Consider the following 17,617-nt stretch of genomic DNA (forward strand, 5'->3'; position numbering starts at 1 on the left):
GCAGGTCAGTGGGTCATCGTCCCGGCGTTCAGCATCAGGGTAGCGCTGCGACGCGGAAATCGCGCGCTGTTGACGCGCCCCCGCAGTGCCCGCTTCCCCCAAGGACAATTATCAGTGCAGGTAGACGGCTCGCGCATTTAACAAAAACCGGTGCATGGTCGAGCATCCCGGGCTAAACGTAGTAAATGGGCATAGTTTTGATATGTCACTCATACAGTCACAGCGAAAAAGAGCCCAAAAGATGAAAAAATGCCCGTCGGCGGTGGTGCCGGCGGGCGTTGCTGTGCGATATGTTGCGTTATGGGCTTAGTGCCTCATAAAGTGGTATTCGATCACATTGCTGTAGGGGTGACCCGGGCCCACAATGCCCTGCGGGAACAGCGGCTGGTGCGGCGTGTCGGGGTACATCTCTGCCTCGAGGGCAAAGCCGGCGCCCCAGCTATAGTTGGCATCGTCCTTGGCGTGCTCGTCGCCCAGCCAATTGCCAGTGTAGAGCTGCACACCCGGGGCGGTGGTGTAGTAGTCCAGCTCGCGGCCGGTCCACATCTCCTCGACATGCAGGGCGCGGCGCAGGTTGCGACCGTACTGATAGTCATCGATGCACAGGCAGTGGTCGTAGCCGCGTGCCTGCTTAATCTGTGGATCGTCGGCCTCCATGCCAGGTGCGACAGGGCGCAGCTCACGGAAGTCAAACGGCGTGCCCTCGACTGGAGCAATCTCGCCGGTGGGGATGTTCTGCTCGTTGATGGGCAGGTAGTGGGCAGCGTTAGCAACAAAGAAGTGCTCACAGTCCATGCCGGCGTTGTGACCGGCAAGGTTAAAGTACGTGTGGTTGGTCATGGACACGTATGTGGCGCGGTCGCTCTCACAGCCATATTCGATACGGAAGCAGCCGGTGCGCGTCACGGTAAACACGGCCGTAAAGGTGCGGTTGCCGGGAAGGCCCAGCTCACCGTCCTCAAGCGAGGTGGTCATGCGTACGGCATTGTGGACCTCGTCGAGCTCAACGTCCCATACGCGCTTGTGCAGACCATGTTCAAGATCGCTGTGCAGGTTGTTGGTGCCCTCGTTGGCGGGCATATGCCAGTCCGTGCCGGCGATGGTGATCGTGGCACCCGCAGTGCGGTTGGCCACGGGGCCGATGGTCGCGCCAAAGCAGGCGGGGTTGTCAAAGTAATCCTCGAGCTTATCGAAGCCCAGCACCACATCGCGCACGTTGCCGGGGATGTCGGGCACGTCGATGCCCAACACGGTGGCACCATAGTCCATAATGCGAACGCAGATCTCGGGCCCGTTGAGGGTGTAACGATGAACGGGGGTACCGCACGGCGCGGTGCCGAAAAGCTCGGAAGTGATCATTTGGTTCCTAACATCGAGGTATTTCCGACAAACTGTAGCGCGAACAGGCGAGATTATCACTACACCCCACTAAAGCAGGGGGTATTTTTCTCAAAAAAGTGATGATTGGAGCTGTGCGGGCGTTCATTTTTGACGCGCACGAGTCTGATACAATTTGTTCGTTACTGTTTGAATGATATGCGCGCAAAGAACGGCGAGGATTCATCGTGATTAAGGCAGAGCGACAGGATAAGGTTCGGCAGCTGCTCGAAGAGCAGGGCACGGTCTCGGTTAAAGAGATTTCTGATGCGTTAGGTGTCTCGGATATGACGATCCGCCGCGACCTTGAGGAACTTGCGAGCCTGGGCGAGATCGAACGCGTGCACGGTGGAGCCCGCAGTGCGCAGGGCCGTCCACATGCTATGTTGCGCCACGAGTATTCGCACAGTGAAAAGCGCACGAAGCATGCCGAGGAAAAGTTGCAGATTGCGCGCCGTTCTGTGGAGCTTATCGAGGAAGGCTCGACCATCTTTTTGGGCACGGGCACCACGGTTGAGCAGATGGCCTCGATGCTGCCGGCGTTTCGCCTGCGCATTGTGACCAATTCGCTTTCGGTGTTTAACCTGCTCGAGGCGCGCGAAGACTGCGACCTGTGCCTGGTGGGCGGCATGTACCGTCGCCGCACCGCCGCTTTTGTGGGACCAACGGCCGAGGATACCCTGCGTGCGCTGGGCATCGACGCGGCGTTTATCGGTGCCAACGGCATTCTGGACGGCGACGTGTCCACGTCCAACATGGACGAGGGCCGTATCCAGCAGCTCGCTTTTAGCAAAGCGGACTCGCGCTATCTGATCGCCGACTCCAGCAAGATCGGCAAGCGCGACTTCTACACCTTCTGCCGCTTGGACAATTTGGACGCCGTGGTGTGCGAGCCGGGTATTACCGCCGAGGATCGCGCCGCCATCGAGGAGCATACGCAGGTCATTTGCTAGCTAGCGCAGCAGGAGATACTTCTGCCCTCTGCCGGCGCCTTCAACTGTAGCCAGGCCCGTCTCAACGAGTTTTTTGAGGATGCGAAGTAGCTTCGAGCGGCTAAAGGTAACTTTGGCCGCAAGCGCACTTGTCGATTGGGGATGCACTTCACTCAGCAGTTCAAATACGGTAAGATCGTCGCCTTCGAGCCCGGGGTTATCCATGAGTAGGGGAAGTGTGACCACAATAGCGTTGTCCGAAACTTGAAAACGAGGCTTTTTGATGCTGTCTTTATAGGTGTCTCGAATTCGCATAATGCCCGTACCGAATGCCTCGATAAGGCCCAGGCGCAAAAAGACTTCGGCAAGAATGCGGTTACGCCTAACGGACAGCATATCGGACAGGTACTCATCGACAGTCATGCTTGCCGGTAATCCGCCGGGTGAGGCGACTTCTACCCGGTCGTCGAACATCGAGATGCGGATGTGCGCTGGTACATCCCAGGTCCTATGAACGATTGCGTTGGTTATTGCCTCACGGAACGCCTCAAGTGGAATGGGCTCCTTGCGGATTCGTTCCATTCCCTTGATCTCTTCGTAGCAGTACTGAGCTTCGAATAGCTCAAGAGCACTGTCAATTTCAGTTAAAACTGATGCATGCTCAAGGGTCTTGCGCTGCTTAATGAGGTTGATAGTGTCACCAAACACTGCAATGTCGATGCCTGGGAAGCCGTTCTCGTCCGCGAGCAGCTCTGCTGCATTATTGTAGGTCCCGGTCTCATCGAGCAGGCCGAGGGTTTTGAGAGTGTCGGTTGTGAACGACTGAAGCGCTAACTTTGCAGTTAGACGATTCTCTAAAACGGTGAAAGATAGATCTTGCTTGCTTGCCGGGAGCTGTTCAAAGGAGAGATTCTGACCCTCGAGCACAAGGCGCGAAAGACCTAGGGTATCAACTGGTATAGTCGCTGTGTCATTGCGCTTGTACGCCTTCGAGCGGTATAGATAAGGCTTCGATCTGCCGGGAAAGACCGTAAGCTCAACGGTTGCATCGGGCTCGTTGATTTTTAGGGAGTAATCGGGCTGGGGGATGATCGAATCGTTAATCTTGTTTTCGATATCCAAGCAGGTCTGCTTGGGGTCATCGAGGCCAACGATTTTTCCGGCGTCGTTAATTCCAAATAGGACACGCCCACCCGTGTTGTTTGCATAAGCGGAGACGGTTTTGAGAAACGAATTGGTGACGCTTTCCTTGAACTCAAGATCCTTTGTCTCTTGCATCGTAGTGCTCCGTTTCGCTTTAACTTGACATGAAATATGACACGTAAAACTTTACACGTCATTTTACGCGTCAAAATTATGACACGAAAAAAATTGCGTGTTATTTTACGTGTTAAAGTGACGTGAAATGACACGCAAGCGCGAATGCATTGGCATTCTAAAAAAACGGAGTTTGTAAGCCTGGGGCTTGATTGGGCTAACGCATGGAATTAACCGTATTTTCGAACACGCTTTCGGTATCATTTCGGCATTAAAGGATACCGAAAGTGTGTTCGTGATACCGATAATAATAAGGAAAGAGGAGCGCTTCGTAGCTGCCTGGAAAGTGAGGATTTGACCATCTGGTTGTCTCGATCTGTAACAACTAGGCGGTCAAATGCTCGTCAGATGTTACAGATCGAGATTTTCTGCCTGGCCGATTCCGTTTGTCTCAATCTGTAACAACTGGGACCGAAAAGCTCGGCTAGATGTTACAGATTTAGATCTTTCGGTCTGGGCGTCCTGTTTGTCTTGATCTGTAACAGTTAGGACCGAAAACCGCTGCTAGATGTTACAGATCGAGACAAACGGCCTGCACGGGCCGAACCAAAACAAAAAGGCCGCATGCGAACCCGTGGAGGGATTCGTATGCGGCCGACAGGGGGTATGCGGCAAAAGTTAGGCCATGAGCAGGCCGGTCTCTGCGACGTTCTTGTACCAGTACGCGCTCGCCTTGGGATAGCGCTTCTGGGTCTCAAAGTCGATGTAGAACAGGCCGTAGCGCTTGTTATAGCCGTTGGTCCAGGAGAACTGGTCCTGCAGCGACCACACGAAGTAGCCGTCGACGTTCACGCCGCCGTCGATTGCCTTGAGGATCCACGCGAGATGCTGACGCATGTAGTCGATACGAGGGGCGTCGTCGATAAAGCCGTCCTCGAAGTCGTCCTTATAGCCCATGCCGTTCTCGGTGATGTAGATCTTCTTGTAGTTGGGGTAATCGTTCTTAATGCGGAGCAGCAGGTCGTAGAGGCCCTCGGGATAGATGATCCAGTCCCAATCGGTGGTGGGTACGCCTTCGCGTACGCATGACTCGCCCACGCCCTTGAGGAACCAGCGCGAGGAGCCCTTGTCGCCGGTGCCATTGTGGTTGATGTCGTTTTCGCCCTCGGCGGCACGCAGGAACTGGCACTTGTAGGTGTTGACGCCCAGGCAATCGTTGTAGGGGAGCGCGGCGGTCAGCGCGGCGATGTCCTCGTCGCGGACGTCGAGCTCGCCGCCGGCGATATGGGCCAGCTTGGTCGCGGCTTCCATGGTGTCGGCTGCATAGTGGCCGCGGAAGGTGGCGTCGAGTACCCAGCGGTTGTTGATGACGTCGGCCATGCGAGCTGCCTCGCAATCGGCGGCGTTGTTGGGGTCGAGGGGATACTTGGGCTCCAGGTTCTGGACAATGCCGATCTCGCCCTCAAAGCCGCCCTCGTGGAAGGCGACGACGGCCTTGGCATGGGCCACCATCATGTTGTGCATGAGCTGGAAGGCCTTATCCAGGCGATACTTCTCGCCGTGCGGCCAGTTGCCGACGATAAAGCTGCCCTCGGCGGTCGCGGGGATCTCGTTAAAGGTAAACCAGTGCTTGACCTCGGTGAATTCGGCAAAGCAGAACTTGGCGTACTCGACAAAGGCGTCGATCGTCGTGCGCGTCAGGAAGCCCTCGCCGCCGTTCTGGTAAAAGGCCTCGGGCGTATCGAAGTGATCGAGCGTGACATAGGGGATAACGCCGGCTTTATTGCAGGTGGCAAAGAGCTCGTGATAGAAGGCGACACCCTCGGGGTTGATCTCGCCAGTACCGTTGGGGAAGATGCGGCTCCAAGCGATGGAGACGCGGATACCGTTGATGCCGAAGCGCTGGCACAGGTCGATATCGACCGGGTACTTGTTGTAGAAATCGCTTGCGGGATCGGGGGAGAAGCGACCCTGAGCAGCCAGGAAATCGTCCCAGGGCACTTTGCCCTTGCCGTGCGTACGGGTCTCGCCCTCAACCTGGTAAGCAGCGGTGGCGCCGCCAAACACAAAGCCGTCGGGGAACTGCATGGGGTTGGTCATGAGTCATCCTTTCTGTGGGATACGAATAGGGAGAGGTGCCCGAACCGGGAATCCGGGCACCAACAGAGGGAGGAACTAGTCGAGGTTCTCGCGGAGCCACTTGATGGCGCCAGCGGGGTCGCGAGTAAGGTCGATATATTCCTTACCGCGGGGAGCGAGCAGCTTAATGCCCAGGCGATCGGTGTCGGCCTTCATGTCGTTGTAGTAGCTACGAACCTGCGGGGCGAGCACGATAACGTCGTACTGATCCATGATGGCAGTGTGCTGGCCATAGGCGCCTGCGGAGGAAGCGATGTTCTCTCCGGTCTGCGCAGCACCTTCCTTGATGGCGTTGGCGAGCATGGCAGAGGTGCCGGCGCCGGCGCACAGGACGAGGACCTTCAGGCCATCGACATCCTTCTTAGCGGATGCGTCGGAGGCGGGCTCGGGCTGATCGGCGACAGGCTTGCTGTCGGCGGCAGCGGCGGTCGGCTCGACGGAAGCGGCGGTCTGCTCGACAGCGGGCGCAGAGGTGCTGGCGGTGATGGTGGCAGCACCATCGGACTCGAGACCCAGCTCGGCGGCGCGCTCGGCCTCCTGGTCGCAGAGCAGCTTATCGTATGCCTTCAAGAACGGCAGGTAGATGATGGCGTCCAGCAAGATGATGATCGCGACAAATACCAGGGCGATAAGCTGGAAGTTCGTGGTGATGAAGATGCCGATGGGGGCAGGGGTAGCCCAAGGTACCACGAAGGAGAAGCCGTTCATGCCCACGTTGTCGATAAAGAACTTGGCAACGCTTACGTTGACGCAGCCGGCGGCAACAAAGGGGATGAGCATGTAGGGGTTGAGGATCATCGGCGCGCCAAAGAGCAGCGGTTCGTTGACGGCGAAGGCAACAGGAACAATCGAGGCCTTACCGACGGCTTTGAGCTGCTTGGACTTCATAAAGAGAATCAGCAGAAGCGGCACGATGAACGTGGCGCCGGTGCCGCCGAACTCACCCACGAGCGACATGTTAAAGGTGAGGGAATGGGCGGGGTGACCACCGGCCAGCAGAACCTGCAGGTTCTCGGCCTGGTTGGCAAGACGGATGGGGTCGATGCCCGGCTGGACAATCGAGGGGCCGTGGACGCCGATGAACCAGAAGAACGCGGTGGCTGCCTGGATAAGGATAAGGCCAGGATAGGTCTCTGCCGCAGTGAAGAGCGGGGAGAGCAGCTTGATGAGCAGCTCGGAGAACGGAACGCCCATGAGGTTGCGCACAACCACATCGATGATGCCGCAGATGATGACGGCGCCGCCAAAGGGGATGATGTCGCGGAAGTTCTGAGCGATGGCGCCTGGGACCTCCTTGGGCAGCTTAATGGTCAGATCGCGCGAGACGCAGAACTTATAGACCCACACGGTAATGAACGCGGCGATATAGGCCGAGAACAGACCGCGCGTACCCATGCTGGTACAATCGAAGACCGAAAGCTCGGAGCCGTCGAACTTGGTGGTGAACTGCGTAACAGCGAGCAGCAGCATGCTGCACTGGGCGGCCACCATGGTGGAGCCGTCGTTGAGCACCTTGCCGGCGGGCATGCGACGGTTCATGGAAGCCGTGAAGTTCTTGGCGGTGGTGCCGGCAACCATGATGCCCATGACGCCCATGGTGAAGTTGTACAGCTTGTTGCACCAGTCGATGAGCGGCTGGGGCAACGTGATGCCAACTACGCCGGGAAGGGTGGCGATCAGCAGAAAGATCGAAGAGGTAAGGACGATGGGCATGCACCCAAGGAATCCGTCTTTGATGGCCTGGAGGTAGATGTTTCTCGAGATCTTCTCGAAGAACGGTTGATGCTTTTCGAGCATCTTTACGATGGCGTCCATAGAGCTCCTTTGCTACTTGATGCGCGATGCATGTGGATGGAACTGGTCGTCGATGGATGGTCAGGACTGCCCGGAAACCTTCCTGCTTAAGGAAGGCATTGCGAAATGACAACGTTGTCATTTCGTTAATGACAACGTAAGACATTTTTGGAAGAGCAACAAGGATTTACGGGTGAGCGGTCGATATTGTCCGGTAAACGGTTGATTTGTCAGTCGGGCAGGTAGTGTATGCTAGAACGCAAAAAACAAGCGATGCAAAACCGACTGGAGAAGTAGTGGCAACGATGGACAAGAAAAATGTCTCAATGAACGATGTGGCGATTGCCGCGGGTGTTTCTCTCAAGACGGTGTCGCGTGTGATCAACGAGCCCGATAGCGTGCGAGAGTCGACACGCGATAGGGTCCATGCTGCCATGGAAGCGCTTGGGTTCCGGGCGAACTTTGCCGCGCGTTCACTCAAGTTGGGCCGTTACGGGTGCATCGGCGTGGTGCTGTTCCACTTGTCGGGCGGCAACGTGGACATGATTGACGGTATCGCCGATGCCGCCGCAGAGCGAGGCTTTGCGCTCACGATGATTAAGAAGCGCGCGGGGGAGAAGATGACCCTTGCCGAAGCGGCGCGCAGGATGTCGCAGCTGCCTGTTGATGGCATGATCTTCAACCTGCGTCAGATGGTCGATGACTTTGATACCTTTGAGGCACCGAAGGACCTCAAGACGGTGATTATCACGCCGATGGAGCATCCTGCCTGCTCTACCGTTAGTGACGATCAAGAGGGTGGCGCGCGCATGGCGTGCGAGTACTTCTTGAATCGCGGACACAAGAATGTGTACTTCGTCTCTGGTAAGAAAGAGGCGCTGTCGAGCCAGTGTCGCATGAAAGGTTGGCGTGCGGCACTCGAGGCGCGTGGCATTGAGCCGCCCGAGCCTCTGCAAGGCGATTGGAATGCGGATAGTGGCTATGCTGCGGGCCTTGTGCTTGCCGATAAACCCGATTGCACGGCGGTCCTCGCGGCTAACGACTGCATGGCAAACGGCGTGATGATGGCTTTACGTGACAAAGGGCTCAGTGTGCCCGACGACGTGTCCGTGATCGGCTTCGACGATGAGCTCTACAAGACGATTCCCAACTCGATTCTGACGTCGGTGAAGTTTCGCCACCGCGAGCTGGGCGTCCGTGCGCTCAACGAGGTCGTCGCGGGCCTAGAAGCCCCGAGCTCCAGAAGCCGCACGCTTGTGTCGGGCGTGTTGGTCGAGCGTTCCAGCGTAAAGGACCTGCGGGCGTAGACGTGCTCGGCCTGTTCGTCTAAATCTGTAATAGGTAGGGCCGAAAATCTCAGCTAGATGTTACAGATTTAGACAATTCGGTCCAGCTTATTCCGTTTGTCTCGATCTGTAACAACTAGACGGTCAAAAGTGGTCTACATGTTACAAATCGAGATTGTTCGGCCCGGGCCGCCCGTTCGTCTAAATCTGTAACAGCTTGGACCGAAAAACTCGGCTAGATGTTACAGATTGAGATGAACAGGAGGACGGGTGCGGTCTAAACAAAATGGCCCGCGCATCACACATCGATGCACGGGCCATTTATTGTCTGCGAGCGGCAGGTGGTGTCAGCGTCTTATGCCTCGAGGTTTTCCTCGATCCAGGCGACGGCACCCTTGGGATCCTTAGTGAGGTCGATGTACTGTTTGCCCTTGGGCGACAGCAGCGTGATGCCCAGGCGGTCGGTGTCGGCCTTCATCTCGTTGTAATAGGTGCGAACCTGCGGAGCCAGGACGATGACGTTGTACTGGTCCATGATGGCGTAGTGGCTGCCGTAGGCACCGGCGTTGGCGGTAATGTCGATGCCCAGCTCGTCGGCGCCTTCCTTAAGCGCGTTGGCGAGCAGTGCAGAGGTGCCGGCGCCAGCGCACAGAACCAGAACCCTCAGATCCTTGCCCTTAAGGGCGGACGGAGCTGCGGAGGCCTCGGTGGCAGAAGCGGTCTCGACAACAGGAGCCTCAACGGCGGGGGCGGCAGCGGTCTTGACGGCCTTGGTCTCCTCGGCCTCTTCTTCGGCCAGGGTCTCGGCCTCCTGCTTGCACAGGACGTTGTCGTAGGCCTTGCAGAACGGGTAGTAGATCAAGAAGTCAACGACCAGCAGGACGACAACCAGGACCAGAGAGATCGGCTGGAAGTTGGTGTCGATGAAGGTGCCGATCGGTCCGGGGAGTGCCCACGGCATGGCATAGATAAAGCCGTTCATGCCCAAAAAGTCGATGAAGAACTTACCAATGAGGACGTTGGCCACGGGGGCAAACAGGAACGGGATCAGGAAGTACGGGTTGAGGATGATGGGCGCGGCGAACAGCAGCGGCTCGTTGACGGCGAACATCACGGGTACGACAAAGGCTTTGCCGACGGCCTTGAGCTGCTTGGAGCGCATAAAGAGCAGGAAGATGATCGGGACAATGAACGTGGCGCCGGTGCCGCCGAGTTCGCCGATGTAGTTACCGAAGTTCTCGGTCAGGGCGAGGGCGGGGTGACCGCCGGCCTGCAGCGTGGCGAGGTTGGTGGTGATGTTGCCAAACAGCGCGGCGTTGAGGGCAGGCTTAACGACCGAGGGGCCGTGGATGCCCATGAACCAGAACAGCGGGATCATGAACCAGATGAGGGCGAGGCCGGCGTAGGAATCGGCAGCGGCGAACAGCGGGCTCACCAGCGTGGAGATGACGTTGGCAAACGGGACGGCCAAGCAGGTGCGGCAGATAACGTCGATGACGGCGACAAACAGGATGGAGAAGCTGAAGGCGAAGATGTCGCGGAAGTTCTGGGCGATGGCGCCGGGGACTTCTTTGGGCAGCTTGATGGTGATGTCTCGCTTAATGCAGAAGGCATAGATGTTGACCGTGGCAAATGCGGCGACAAAGGAGCTCAGCAGGCCCTTGGTGCCCATGTTGTCGGTAAAGAACACCGAGACATCGGCGCCGTCGATCTTGGCACTCGTCTGGGTAACGGCCAAGATGAGCATAGCGCACATGGCGGCGACCATGGTGCTCGTGGCGTTGATGGCCTTGCCGGCAGGCATGCGGCGGTTCTTGGAGCCGGTCAGCGCGCTTGCGGTGGTGCCGGCGACCATGATGCCCACGACGCCCATCGTGAAGTTGTAAACCTTGTTGCAGAAGTTCACGACGTCGACGTTCCACCAGTCGGGCAGCGTAAAGCCGCCGACCGTGGCGACAACGCCCGGCAGGGTTGAAATAAGCAGGAAGACAGAAGAAGACAGGATGATGGGCATTGCTGCCAAAAAGCCGTCTTTAATGGCCTGAAGGTAGATGTTCTTAGAGACCTTGTCGAAGTACGGCTGACCTTTCTCCAAGAACTTAACGATCGATTCCATAGTTCACGCTCCTCTTTGCATGAAATCTTAATGGCATGGACGTTGAAAACCTATATGGTCTCCCGCTTGCTAAAAGCCCGGGTGCAGGCGGGGTCGGTCCCAGGGGGAGAGAGGGGAGCGGCTGGGTTTGTATCGCATGGGGCCGCTCCCCCTCGGGGGAAAGCGAGGCGATGCGCTACTGCGCGTCCGCCATAGTGTCGGCGAGCTCCTTGTACCAGAGTGCCGACTGCTTGATGTAGCGTTTTTGCGTGTCGAAGTCGATGTAGAACAGGCCGTAGCGCTTGTTATAGCCATTGGCCCACGAGAACTGGTCCTGCAGGCTCCAGATAAAGTAGCCCTGGACGTCGACGCCCTCGGCACGCGCCTGGAGCACCTTCTCCATGTGCTGGTCGACAAAGTCGATGCGCTCGGGATCGGCGACGATGCCGAGCGCATCGGGCTCGGGGTCCTTGTGGCCCAGGCCGTTTTCGGTGATATAGATGACGGGGAGGTTGGGATAGGTGGCGCTGATGTGCTTGAGCGTGTCGTAGAGGCCTTGCGGGTAGATGAGCCAATCCCAGTCGGTGGTGGGGATACCCGGCATATCGACCTGCTGCCCGACGCCCTTAAACTTAAAGCACGAGGTGCCCTTGTCTCCGGTGCCGTTAAAGCTGTTGGTGGACTCGCCATCGTAGGCGGCGATAAACGCCGACTGATAGTAGTTGAGGCCGAACATATCGTTGCGGGGCGCCGCCTTGGCGAGCTCCTCCATGTCGCTGTCCTCAACCGTAAGTGTGGCGTTGTTGGCACACAGAATCTCGTTGATGAGTGAGAGGGTGCGCGCGGAGTAGTGACCCAGGAAGGCGCCGTCCATGATGAAGTCGGTGTAGAAGGCGTTGTACAGGTCGGCGGCGTGCTGGTCGGCGGGCGAGTCGGTAGCAGGATATGCCGGCGTCAGGACGTTGACCATGCCAATGCGTCCGCCCAGGTGCTCGGTCTCGTCAAGATCCTTATACAGGTTGACGGCGCGGGCGTGGGCAACGAGCTCGTTGTGCTGGCTCTGGATGCCGCTCGTCACATCAAAGTGATGGTTGGGCGGGAAGTTGCCTTGGATGTATTGGGAGTGCGAGAGGCTGATGAGCTCGTTGATGGTGAACCAATTCTTGACCTCGCGGAACTCGCGGAAGCAGAACTCGGCATAGCGCACATAGGCGTCGACGGTCTTGCGGTTGAGCCAGTCGCCCTGGTTGAACAGGGCGGCGGGGGAGTCAAAGTGATGCAGGGACACATAGGGCTCGACGCCATACTTTTTGCAGCAGGCGAACAGCTCGTGGTAGTGCTTAACGCCCTCGGCGAGGGGCTCGGCATCGTCGCCGTTGGGGAAGATGCGGGTCCAGGCGATGGACACACGGATGGCGTTGAGTCCATGCTCGGCAGAAAGGCGGATATCCTCCTCGTAGCGGTTGTAGAAATCACTGGCCGGGTCGGGCAAAAAGCGACCCTGGGCGACAAGGTAATCGTCCCACATGGTCTTACCCTTGCCTGCCACCTTCGTGGAACCTTCCGTTTGGTACGCGGCGGTTGCGGCGCCCCAAACAAAGCCCTTCGGCAGCTGCTGTACGCGGTTTAGCAAAGACATATGCATACATCCTCTCGTCTCGCTGTTCGATATTGTGCGTTTGCGCTCAGGAGGCTCCCTGGTTAGCGTTCAGCGGTGAAAAAGCCCGATAAACACTATCTTAAAATGATTAGAACCAAAATGAGCACGTGAACATTTGACAATGAGCACGTTAACATCCGGCTGGGATGTATAGAAACAAAACAACTTCAAACAGCCGCGAACGGTTGTATTTGTTCGGTAAGCGGTTTTGATTGACAGAAGTTTTCATGTTGTGGTATATGGCTCGGGTATCATGAGCACGTTATCAATGTATGTACGATGCGCCATGGGCGCGGGGAATAGTTGGGAAGCAGGTTAGCGTGGAAGGCATGGCTCAGCAAACAAGGAATGGTCATTCGGCGAGCGCGGCAGAGGTTGCGGCGCTCGCTGGCGTGAGCCGCCAGACTGTGTCTCGCGTGGTCAACGGTATGCCTAACGTGACGGAAAAGACGCGCAAGCGTGTGCTGGCCGCCATGGAAGAGCTGGGCTTTCGTCCCAATTTTGCTGGAGCGGCGTTGCGCGGCGGGTCGTATCGTTCTATTGGCCTGTGCATGTACAACATCACACGTGTCGGTAACCTGGCGACGCTCGAGGGTATCATGCAAGCGGCGCGCGAGCACGATTTTGCCGTCACTATGATCGAGATGGGCGGCGACAAGCCCTATACACTTGCCGATGCCTCGCGCCGCATGGTCGAGCGACCCGTCGACGGCATGATTCTCAACATGAACCGCATGGCTCCCGATTTTGAGGAGTTTGTTCCCCAGCCGGGAGTGCGAACGGTCATCCTGTCCATGTATGCGCATCCGCGCTGCACGACGATCGACTCCGACCAGTATGGTTCGTGCGAGCTGTTGACCAATTATCTGCTGGAACATGGTCACTCGAATATGCGGTTTGTGGCGGGTCCGGAAAACTCGATTTCCTCGCGTTTTCGTGAGGCCGGTTGGCGCGATACGCTGGGTCGTGCTCATGTCGATGCCGCTCCGATGCTGCGTGGCGATTGGAGTGCGGACAGTGGGTACGCCATGGGCGAGCGGATTGCGGCCGAGGTGCTTGCCGGCGGGTCGCAGGCGCCGACTGCCGTGCTTGCGGCAAATGACCAGATGGCGCTGGGCGTTATCGCCGCGCTCGAGAACGCGGGCCTGTCCGTGCCCGACGACGTGAGCGTGGTTGGTATCGACGACGCACTCGAGGGACTTGTTCCTCACAATCGGCTGACGACGCTGCGATTTGATTTGCGCGGTGTCGGTAAGCTTGCGTTTGAGGCGGCGATTGGAGAGAGCTCGTCTATCGAGGCGATTCATGTGCCGAGTACGCTGGTCGAACGCTCGACTGTTAGGGACATACGGGGTTAGGTCCTACTCCGTTTGTCTCGATTTGTAACAGGTAGACGGTCAAAAGCGGGCTACGTGTTACAGATTTAGATTCTTCGGAAAGAGCAATCCTGTTCGTCTCAATCTGCAACAGCTAGGACCCAAAAACTCGGCTAGATGTTACAGATTGAGACAAACAGACCCCGAACCGCCCAAAAAGGCCGGGGGCGGCGCGCCGTGTGACGTGCCGCCCCCGGCTGAGAAATGGGGACAGGTTATGTGGGCGGTGCAATTCCGCCAACCGCTTGTCGCAAGCCGCTAGTCCAGACGACGGGTCTGCGCTACGTGCTTGTACCAGTATGCGCTTGCCTTGGGCGTTCGCTTCTGGGTTTCAAAGTCAACGTAGAAGAAGCCGTAACGCTTGTTGTAGCCATTGGTCCAGGAGAACTGATCCTGCAGGCTCCACAGGAAGTAACCGCCCACGTTGACACCCACCTCCATGGCCTTAAGCAGCCAGCGCAGGTGCTGCTCGATGTAGTCGATGCGCGGCTGGTCGTCCACAAAACCGTCCTTGTAGGGGTCCTTGTAGCCCATGCCGTTTTCGGTGATGAAGATCTGCTTGTAGTTGGGGTAGCGCTGCTTAATGTAGACGAGCAGATCGAACAGGCCCTCGGGATAGATGATCCAGTCCCAGTCGGTGGTAGGGATGCCGGGTTTGTTCACGTGCTCGCCAATGCCCTTAACGCGCCAGCGGCCGGTGCCCTTTTCGCCCGTGCCGTTGTGGTGCAGGTCGTTCTCGCCATCGTAAGCCTTCAAGAAGCGGCACTGGTAGTTGTTAACGCCCAGGTAGTCGTTGTAAAGCGCGGCTTCGCGCATAATCTTGAGGTCCTCGTCCAGGATTTCGATGGTGCCGCCCGAGACGGCGGCCAGGCGGTTGGCGCACTCGAGGGTGTCGGGTGCGTAGTCGCCGCGGAAGGTGGCGTCGAGCAAAAACTGGTTTTGCAGCACGTGCTCGTTGTTGGCGGCTTTGATGTCGGCGGGGTCGTTCTCGTTGAGCGGATACTTAAACTCCAGCGACTGAATGACGCCGATCTTGCCCTTAAAACCGCCGTTGTGGAAGGCCAGTACTGCCTTGGCGTGGGCGAGCATCATGTTGTGCTCGCACTGGAAGGCCTCGGCCAGATGCGCCTTGACGCCACCGGGGAAGGTGCCCTCGATGTAGGTGTTGGAGGCGTCGGCCCAGATCTCGTTAAAGGTGAACCAGTAGGTCACCTGGTCGGCGTACTCCTTAAAGCAGAAGGTGGCAAAGTCCACAAAGGCGTCGATGGTCTCGCGGTTGAGGAAGTCGCCCTTCTCAAAGAGGGGAAGCGGCGTATCGAAGTGATGCAGCGTGACAAACGGCTCAACGTGGTGCTTGTGGCACTCGGCGAAGAGATCGTGGTAGAACTGGACGCCCTCGGGGTTGATTTCGCCGGTGCCGTTGGGGAAGATGCGGCTCCAGGCGATGGAGAGACGAATGCCGTTGATGCCGAACTCCTCGCACAGCTCCAGGTCGACGGGGTACTGGTTGTAGAAGTCCGAAGCGGGATCGGGGGAGAAGCGCCCCTGGGCCTCCAGAAAGTCGTCCCAGGCAACCTTGCCCTTACCGTGAGCGCGGGTCTCGCCCTCTACCTGGTAGGCAGCGGTGGCGCCGCCAAAGACAAAGTCCTCGGGAAACTGCGCGGGCGGGTTGGTGACGCTAGCAGGATTAACGGACATGATGATCCAATCGTCTAAATCGAAGGGCCAGCCGGTCTTGGATGGTCGGCTGGCCCTGGGCGTTACTTACTTCGAAAGTTGCTCACTCACGAAGGCGAGAGACTTGTCGCCGTTCTGGGAGAGCTCGATGTACTGCTTGCCACGGCAGGCGACGCACTTGTTGCCCACGCGCTCACAGTCCTTCTGCAGGTCGGCCAGGTAGCTTGCGGCCTGCGGGGCCAGGACGACCAGGTCAAAGTCGGGGAGCATGTCCACGTGGTTGCCATAGGCCTCGGCAGCGGTCTCGAGGTTAATGCCGCGCTCCTTGGCGGCCTTGGCCAGCGCGTTGGCGAGCAGGCCCGAGGTTCCGCCGCCCTGGCAGAGCACGAGCACGCGCTTGCCGTTGAGGTCGCTGGCGGTCGTTGTCTCGGCAGCGGGTGCTGCGGAAGCGGCGGGGGAGTCGGCCTTCACGGCCTCGGCAGCAGCGCCGGCGGCAACGCTCTTGGCGTCAGCCTTGCCCTGGAAGGCATCGTTGAGCTTGGCGGCCTTCTCGGCGTTCTTGGCGGCGAGCTCCTCCTGGGAGATCTCGGCCTCCTCGGCGCACTTCTGGGCGTCATAGGCACGGAAGAACGGGTAGTACAGAACGAAGTCGACGACCAGGATAAGGGCGAGCATCACAAAAGCGAGCGGCTGGAAGCCCAGGCCCATGATGGTGCCGATGGGGCCGGGGACGGTCCAAGGCAGGGTGTACATAAAGCCGTTCATGCCCAAGAAGTCGATAAAGATCTTGAGGATCCAGATGTTGGCGATCGGGGCAAAGACAAACGGGACAAAGAAGACGGGGTTGAGCACGATGGGCGCGGCGAACAGCAGCGGCTCGTTGACGGCAAAGCAGACGGGGACGATGGCGGCCTTACCGACGGCGCGCATCTCCTGAGACTTGGCCAGGAAGCAGAACATAAAGACCAGGACGAGCGTGGCGCCGGTGCCGCCCATGCAGACGACGAAGTACTGGGCACCCTGGGTCAGGACAGCGGAAGCGTGCTGGCCGGCCTGGAACGCAGCCAGGTTGTCGGTCATGTTGGCAACGAGGGCGGCGGCGATGGCGGGCTCGACGATCGAGGGGCCGTGGACGCCGACGAACCAGAACAGGCTCATAGCGCCGTAGATCACAGCGAGGCCGATGTAGCCGTCGGCAGCGGTGAACAGGGGCTGGAACACCTGGATGACGCCCTGGGCAAAGCAGAAGCCAAAAGCAGCGCGGAAGGCGATGTCAAAGACCCAAAAGACGGTGATGCAGACGGAGAAGGGGATGATGTCCTTAAAGGTCTGCGAGATGTTGGGCGGAACCTGCTCGGGCATCTTGACGGTGATGTTGCGCTTAATGAAGAACTTGTAGATGATGCCGGTCACAAACGCAGCGATAAAGGCGGTCAGCAGGCCTTTGGAACCAAGGTAGGTGGTGTTGAAGCCGCTGGCAGCGTCCGTGGCGATCGTGTCGCTCGAAAGGAGCAAGAAGCCGATGATGGCCGCGCACATGCACGAGATGAAGTTGATCTGGTTGTTCTTGGGCAGATCGCGGTTCTGAGCGTCGGCGAAGTGCTTGGCCGTGGTGGCGGCACAGGCGATGGCCAGGATGCCCATGGAGTAGTTGTAGCACTTCCACAGGGCGTTGTTGATGTCATCGGGCCAGTAGAAACCCCAGATATTGGGAACCGAGGCTACCAGGCAGAAGATGGACGAGAAGATGATGATGGGGATGACGGAGATAAAACCGTCGCGGATCGCCTTGAGGTACTTGTTGCGGGCGATCGCGTTGAAAAAGGGCTGCCCCTTTTCGATGATGGCGATGAGTTGCTCCATGCAAAGCTCCTAAGAGTCGGTGGGTTGGCAACGATGGTAGCTTTTGACGTTTGGTTGCCAAAATGTTGACGTTGCCATTTTGCGACACAAAATAAGACGCGAACCGATGGCCCCTGTGCCTGTGGACCGTCGATTCCTTGCGCGTAAACGTTTGAGCCGCC

At 58.0% G+C, this 17,617-nt stretch carries 11 protein-coding genes; 3 read left to right on the plus strand and 8 right to left on the minus strand.

Annotated features, from left to right (window positions below):
* Window positions 1-306: 306 nt before the first annotated feature.
* Window positions 307-1,359, minus strand: a complete 1,053-nt coding sequence (locus AAA138_RS04905; RefSeq protein WP_349089774.1) for an aldose epimerase family protein — start codon at window positions 1,357-1,359, stop codon at window positions 307-309.
* Window positions 1,360-1,565: 206 nt separating this feature from the next.
* Here AAA138_RS04905 and AAA138_RS04910 point away from each other — a divergent pair, with 206 nt between their 5' ends.
* On the plus strand, window positions 1,566-2,330 hold the full coding sequence (locus AAA138_RS04910; RefSeq protein WP_349089775.1) for a DeoR/GlpR family DNA-binding transcription regulator: 765 nt from the start codon (window positions 1,566-1,568) through the stop codon (window positions 2,328-2,330).
* Here the strand turns inward: AAA138_RS04910 and AAA138_RS04915 are convergent, their stop codons facing one another.
* The 3 genes from AAA138_RS04915 to AAA138_RS04925 form a co-directional block, all read right to left on the minus strand.
* Entirely contained in the window at window positions 2,331-3,587 is a 1,257-nt protein-coding gene (locus tag AAA138_RS04915; RefSeq protein WP_271747000.1) for an ATP-binding protein, read from the minus strand.
* A 657-nt stretch (window positions 3,588-4,244) separates the two neighbouring features.
* Entirely contained in the window at window positions 4,245-5,666 is a 1,422-nt protein-coding gene (lacG, locus tag AAA138_RS04920; RefSeq protein ID WP_260699522.1) for a 6-phospho-beta-galactosidase, read from the minus strand.
* 75 nt (window positions 5,667-5,741) lie between these two features.
* Complete coding sequence (locus AAA138_RS04925) at window positions 5,742-7,520, minus strand: PTS lactose transporter subunit IIBC (protein ID WP_138113307.1); 1,779 nt, start codon at window positions 7,518-7,520, stop codon at window positions 5,742-5,744.
* A gap of 284 nt (window positions 7,521-7,804) precedes the next feature.
* On the opposite strand from AAA138_RS04925, the gene AAA138_RS04930 reads away from it, so the two are divergent.
* Entirely contained in the window at window positions 7,805-8,806 is a 1,002-nt protein-coding gene (locus AAA138_RS04930; protein WP_349089777.1) for a LacI family DNA-binding transcriptional regulator, read from the plus strand.
* 334 nt (window positions 8,807-9,140) lie between these two features.
* Here the strand turns inward: AAA138_RS04930 and AAA138_RS04935 are convergent, their stop codons facing one another.
* Together AAA138_RS04935 and lacG (AAA138_RS04940) are read right to left on the minus strand one after the other, a co-directional pair.
* Entirely contained in the window at window positions 9,141-10,901 is a 1,761-nt protein-coding gene (locus tag AAA138_RS04935) for a PTS lactose transporter subunit IIBC (protein WP_349089778.1), read from the minus strand.
* Window positions 10,902-11,076: 175 nt separating this feature from the next.
* Entirely contained in the window at window positions 11,077-12,525 is a 1,449-nt protein-coding gene (gene lacG / locus AAA138_RS04940; RefSeq protein ID WP_349089779.1) for a 6-phospho-beta-galactosidase, read from the minus strand.
* 344 nt (window positions 12,526-12,869) lie between these two features.
* Between lacG (AAA138_RS04940) and AAA138_RS04945 the strand changes: the two genes are divergently transcribed.
* A complete protein-coding gene (locus AAA138_RS04945; RefSeq protein WP_055310566.1) occupies window positions 12,870-13,898 on the plus strand; it encodes a substrate-binding domain-containing protein in 1,029 nt (342 codons plus the stop codon).
* A 276-nt stretch (window positions 13,899-14,174) separates the two neighbouring features.
* On the opposite strand, the gene lacG (AAA138_RS04950) is transcribed toward AAA138_RS04945, so the two are convergent.
* Window positions 14,175-15,614: a 6-phospho-beta-galactosidase gene (gene lacG / locus AAA138_RS04950; protein WP_349089780.1), complete on the minus strand. Its 1,440-nt coding sequence runs from the start codon at window positions 15,612-15,614 to the stop codon at window positions 14,175-14,177.
* A gap of 66 nt (window positions 15,615-15,680) precedes the next feature.
* Entirely contained in the window at window positions 15,681-17,456 is a 1,776-nt protein-coding gene (locus AAA138_RS04955) for a lactose/cellobiose PTS transporter subunit IIB (RefSeq protein ID WP_022094686.1), read from the minus strand.
* Window positions 17,457-17,617 lie beyond the last annotated feature (161 nt).

The sequence above is a fragment of the Collinsella sp. CLA-JM-H32B genome, from assembly GCF_040098065.1.
Classification (GTDB): Bacteria; Actinomycetota; Coriobacteriia; order Coriobacteriales; family Coriobacteriaceae; genus Collinsella.

Excerpts from the sequence above, each read along its gene's own strand:
- AAA138_RS04905 (WP_349089774.1), bottom strand. The coding sequence starts at position 1,359 with ATGATCACTTCCGAGCTTTTCGGCACCGCGCCGTGCGGTACCCCCGTT.
- AAA138_RS04930 (WP_349089777.1), top strand. The coding sequence starts at position 7,805 with ATGGACAAGAAAAATGTCTCAATGAACGATGTGGCGATTGCCGCGGGT.
- AAA138_RS04945 (WP_055310566.1), top strand. The coding sequence starts at position 12,870 with ATGGCTCAGCAAACAAGGAATGGTCATTCGGCGAGCGCGGCAGAGGTT.
- lacG (WP_260699522.1), bottom strand. The coding sequence starts at position 5,666 with ATGACCAACCCCATGCAGTTCCCCGACGGCTTTGTGTTTGGCGGCGCC.
- AAA138_RS04925 (WP_138113307.1), bottom strand. The coding sequence starts at position 7,520 with ATGGACGCCATCGTAAAGATGCTCGAAAAGCATCAACCGTTCTTCGAG.
- AAA138_RS04915 (WP_271747000.1), bottom strand. The coding sequence starts at position 3,587 with ATGCAAGAGACAAAGGATCTTGAGTTCAAGGAAAGCGTCACCAATTCG.
- AAA138_RS04955 (WP_022094686.1), bottom strand. The coding sequence starts at position 17,456 with ATGGAGCAACTCATCGCCATCATCGAAAAGGGGCAGCCCTTTTTCAAC.
- lacG (WP_349089780.1), bottom strand. The coding sequence starts at position 15,614 with ATGTCCGTTAATCCTGCTAGCGTCACCAACCCGCCCGCGCAGTTTCCC.
- AAA138_RS04935 (WP_349089778.1), bottom strand. The coding sequence starts at position 10,901 with ATGGAATCGATCGTTAAGTTCTTGGAGAAAGGTCAGCCGTACTTCGAC.
- lacG (WP_349089779.1), bottom strand. The coding sequence starts at position 12,525 with ATGCATATGTCTTTGCTAAACCGCGTACAGCAGCTGCCGAAGGGCTTT.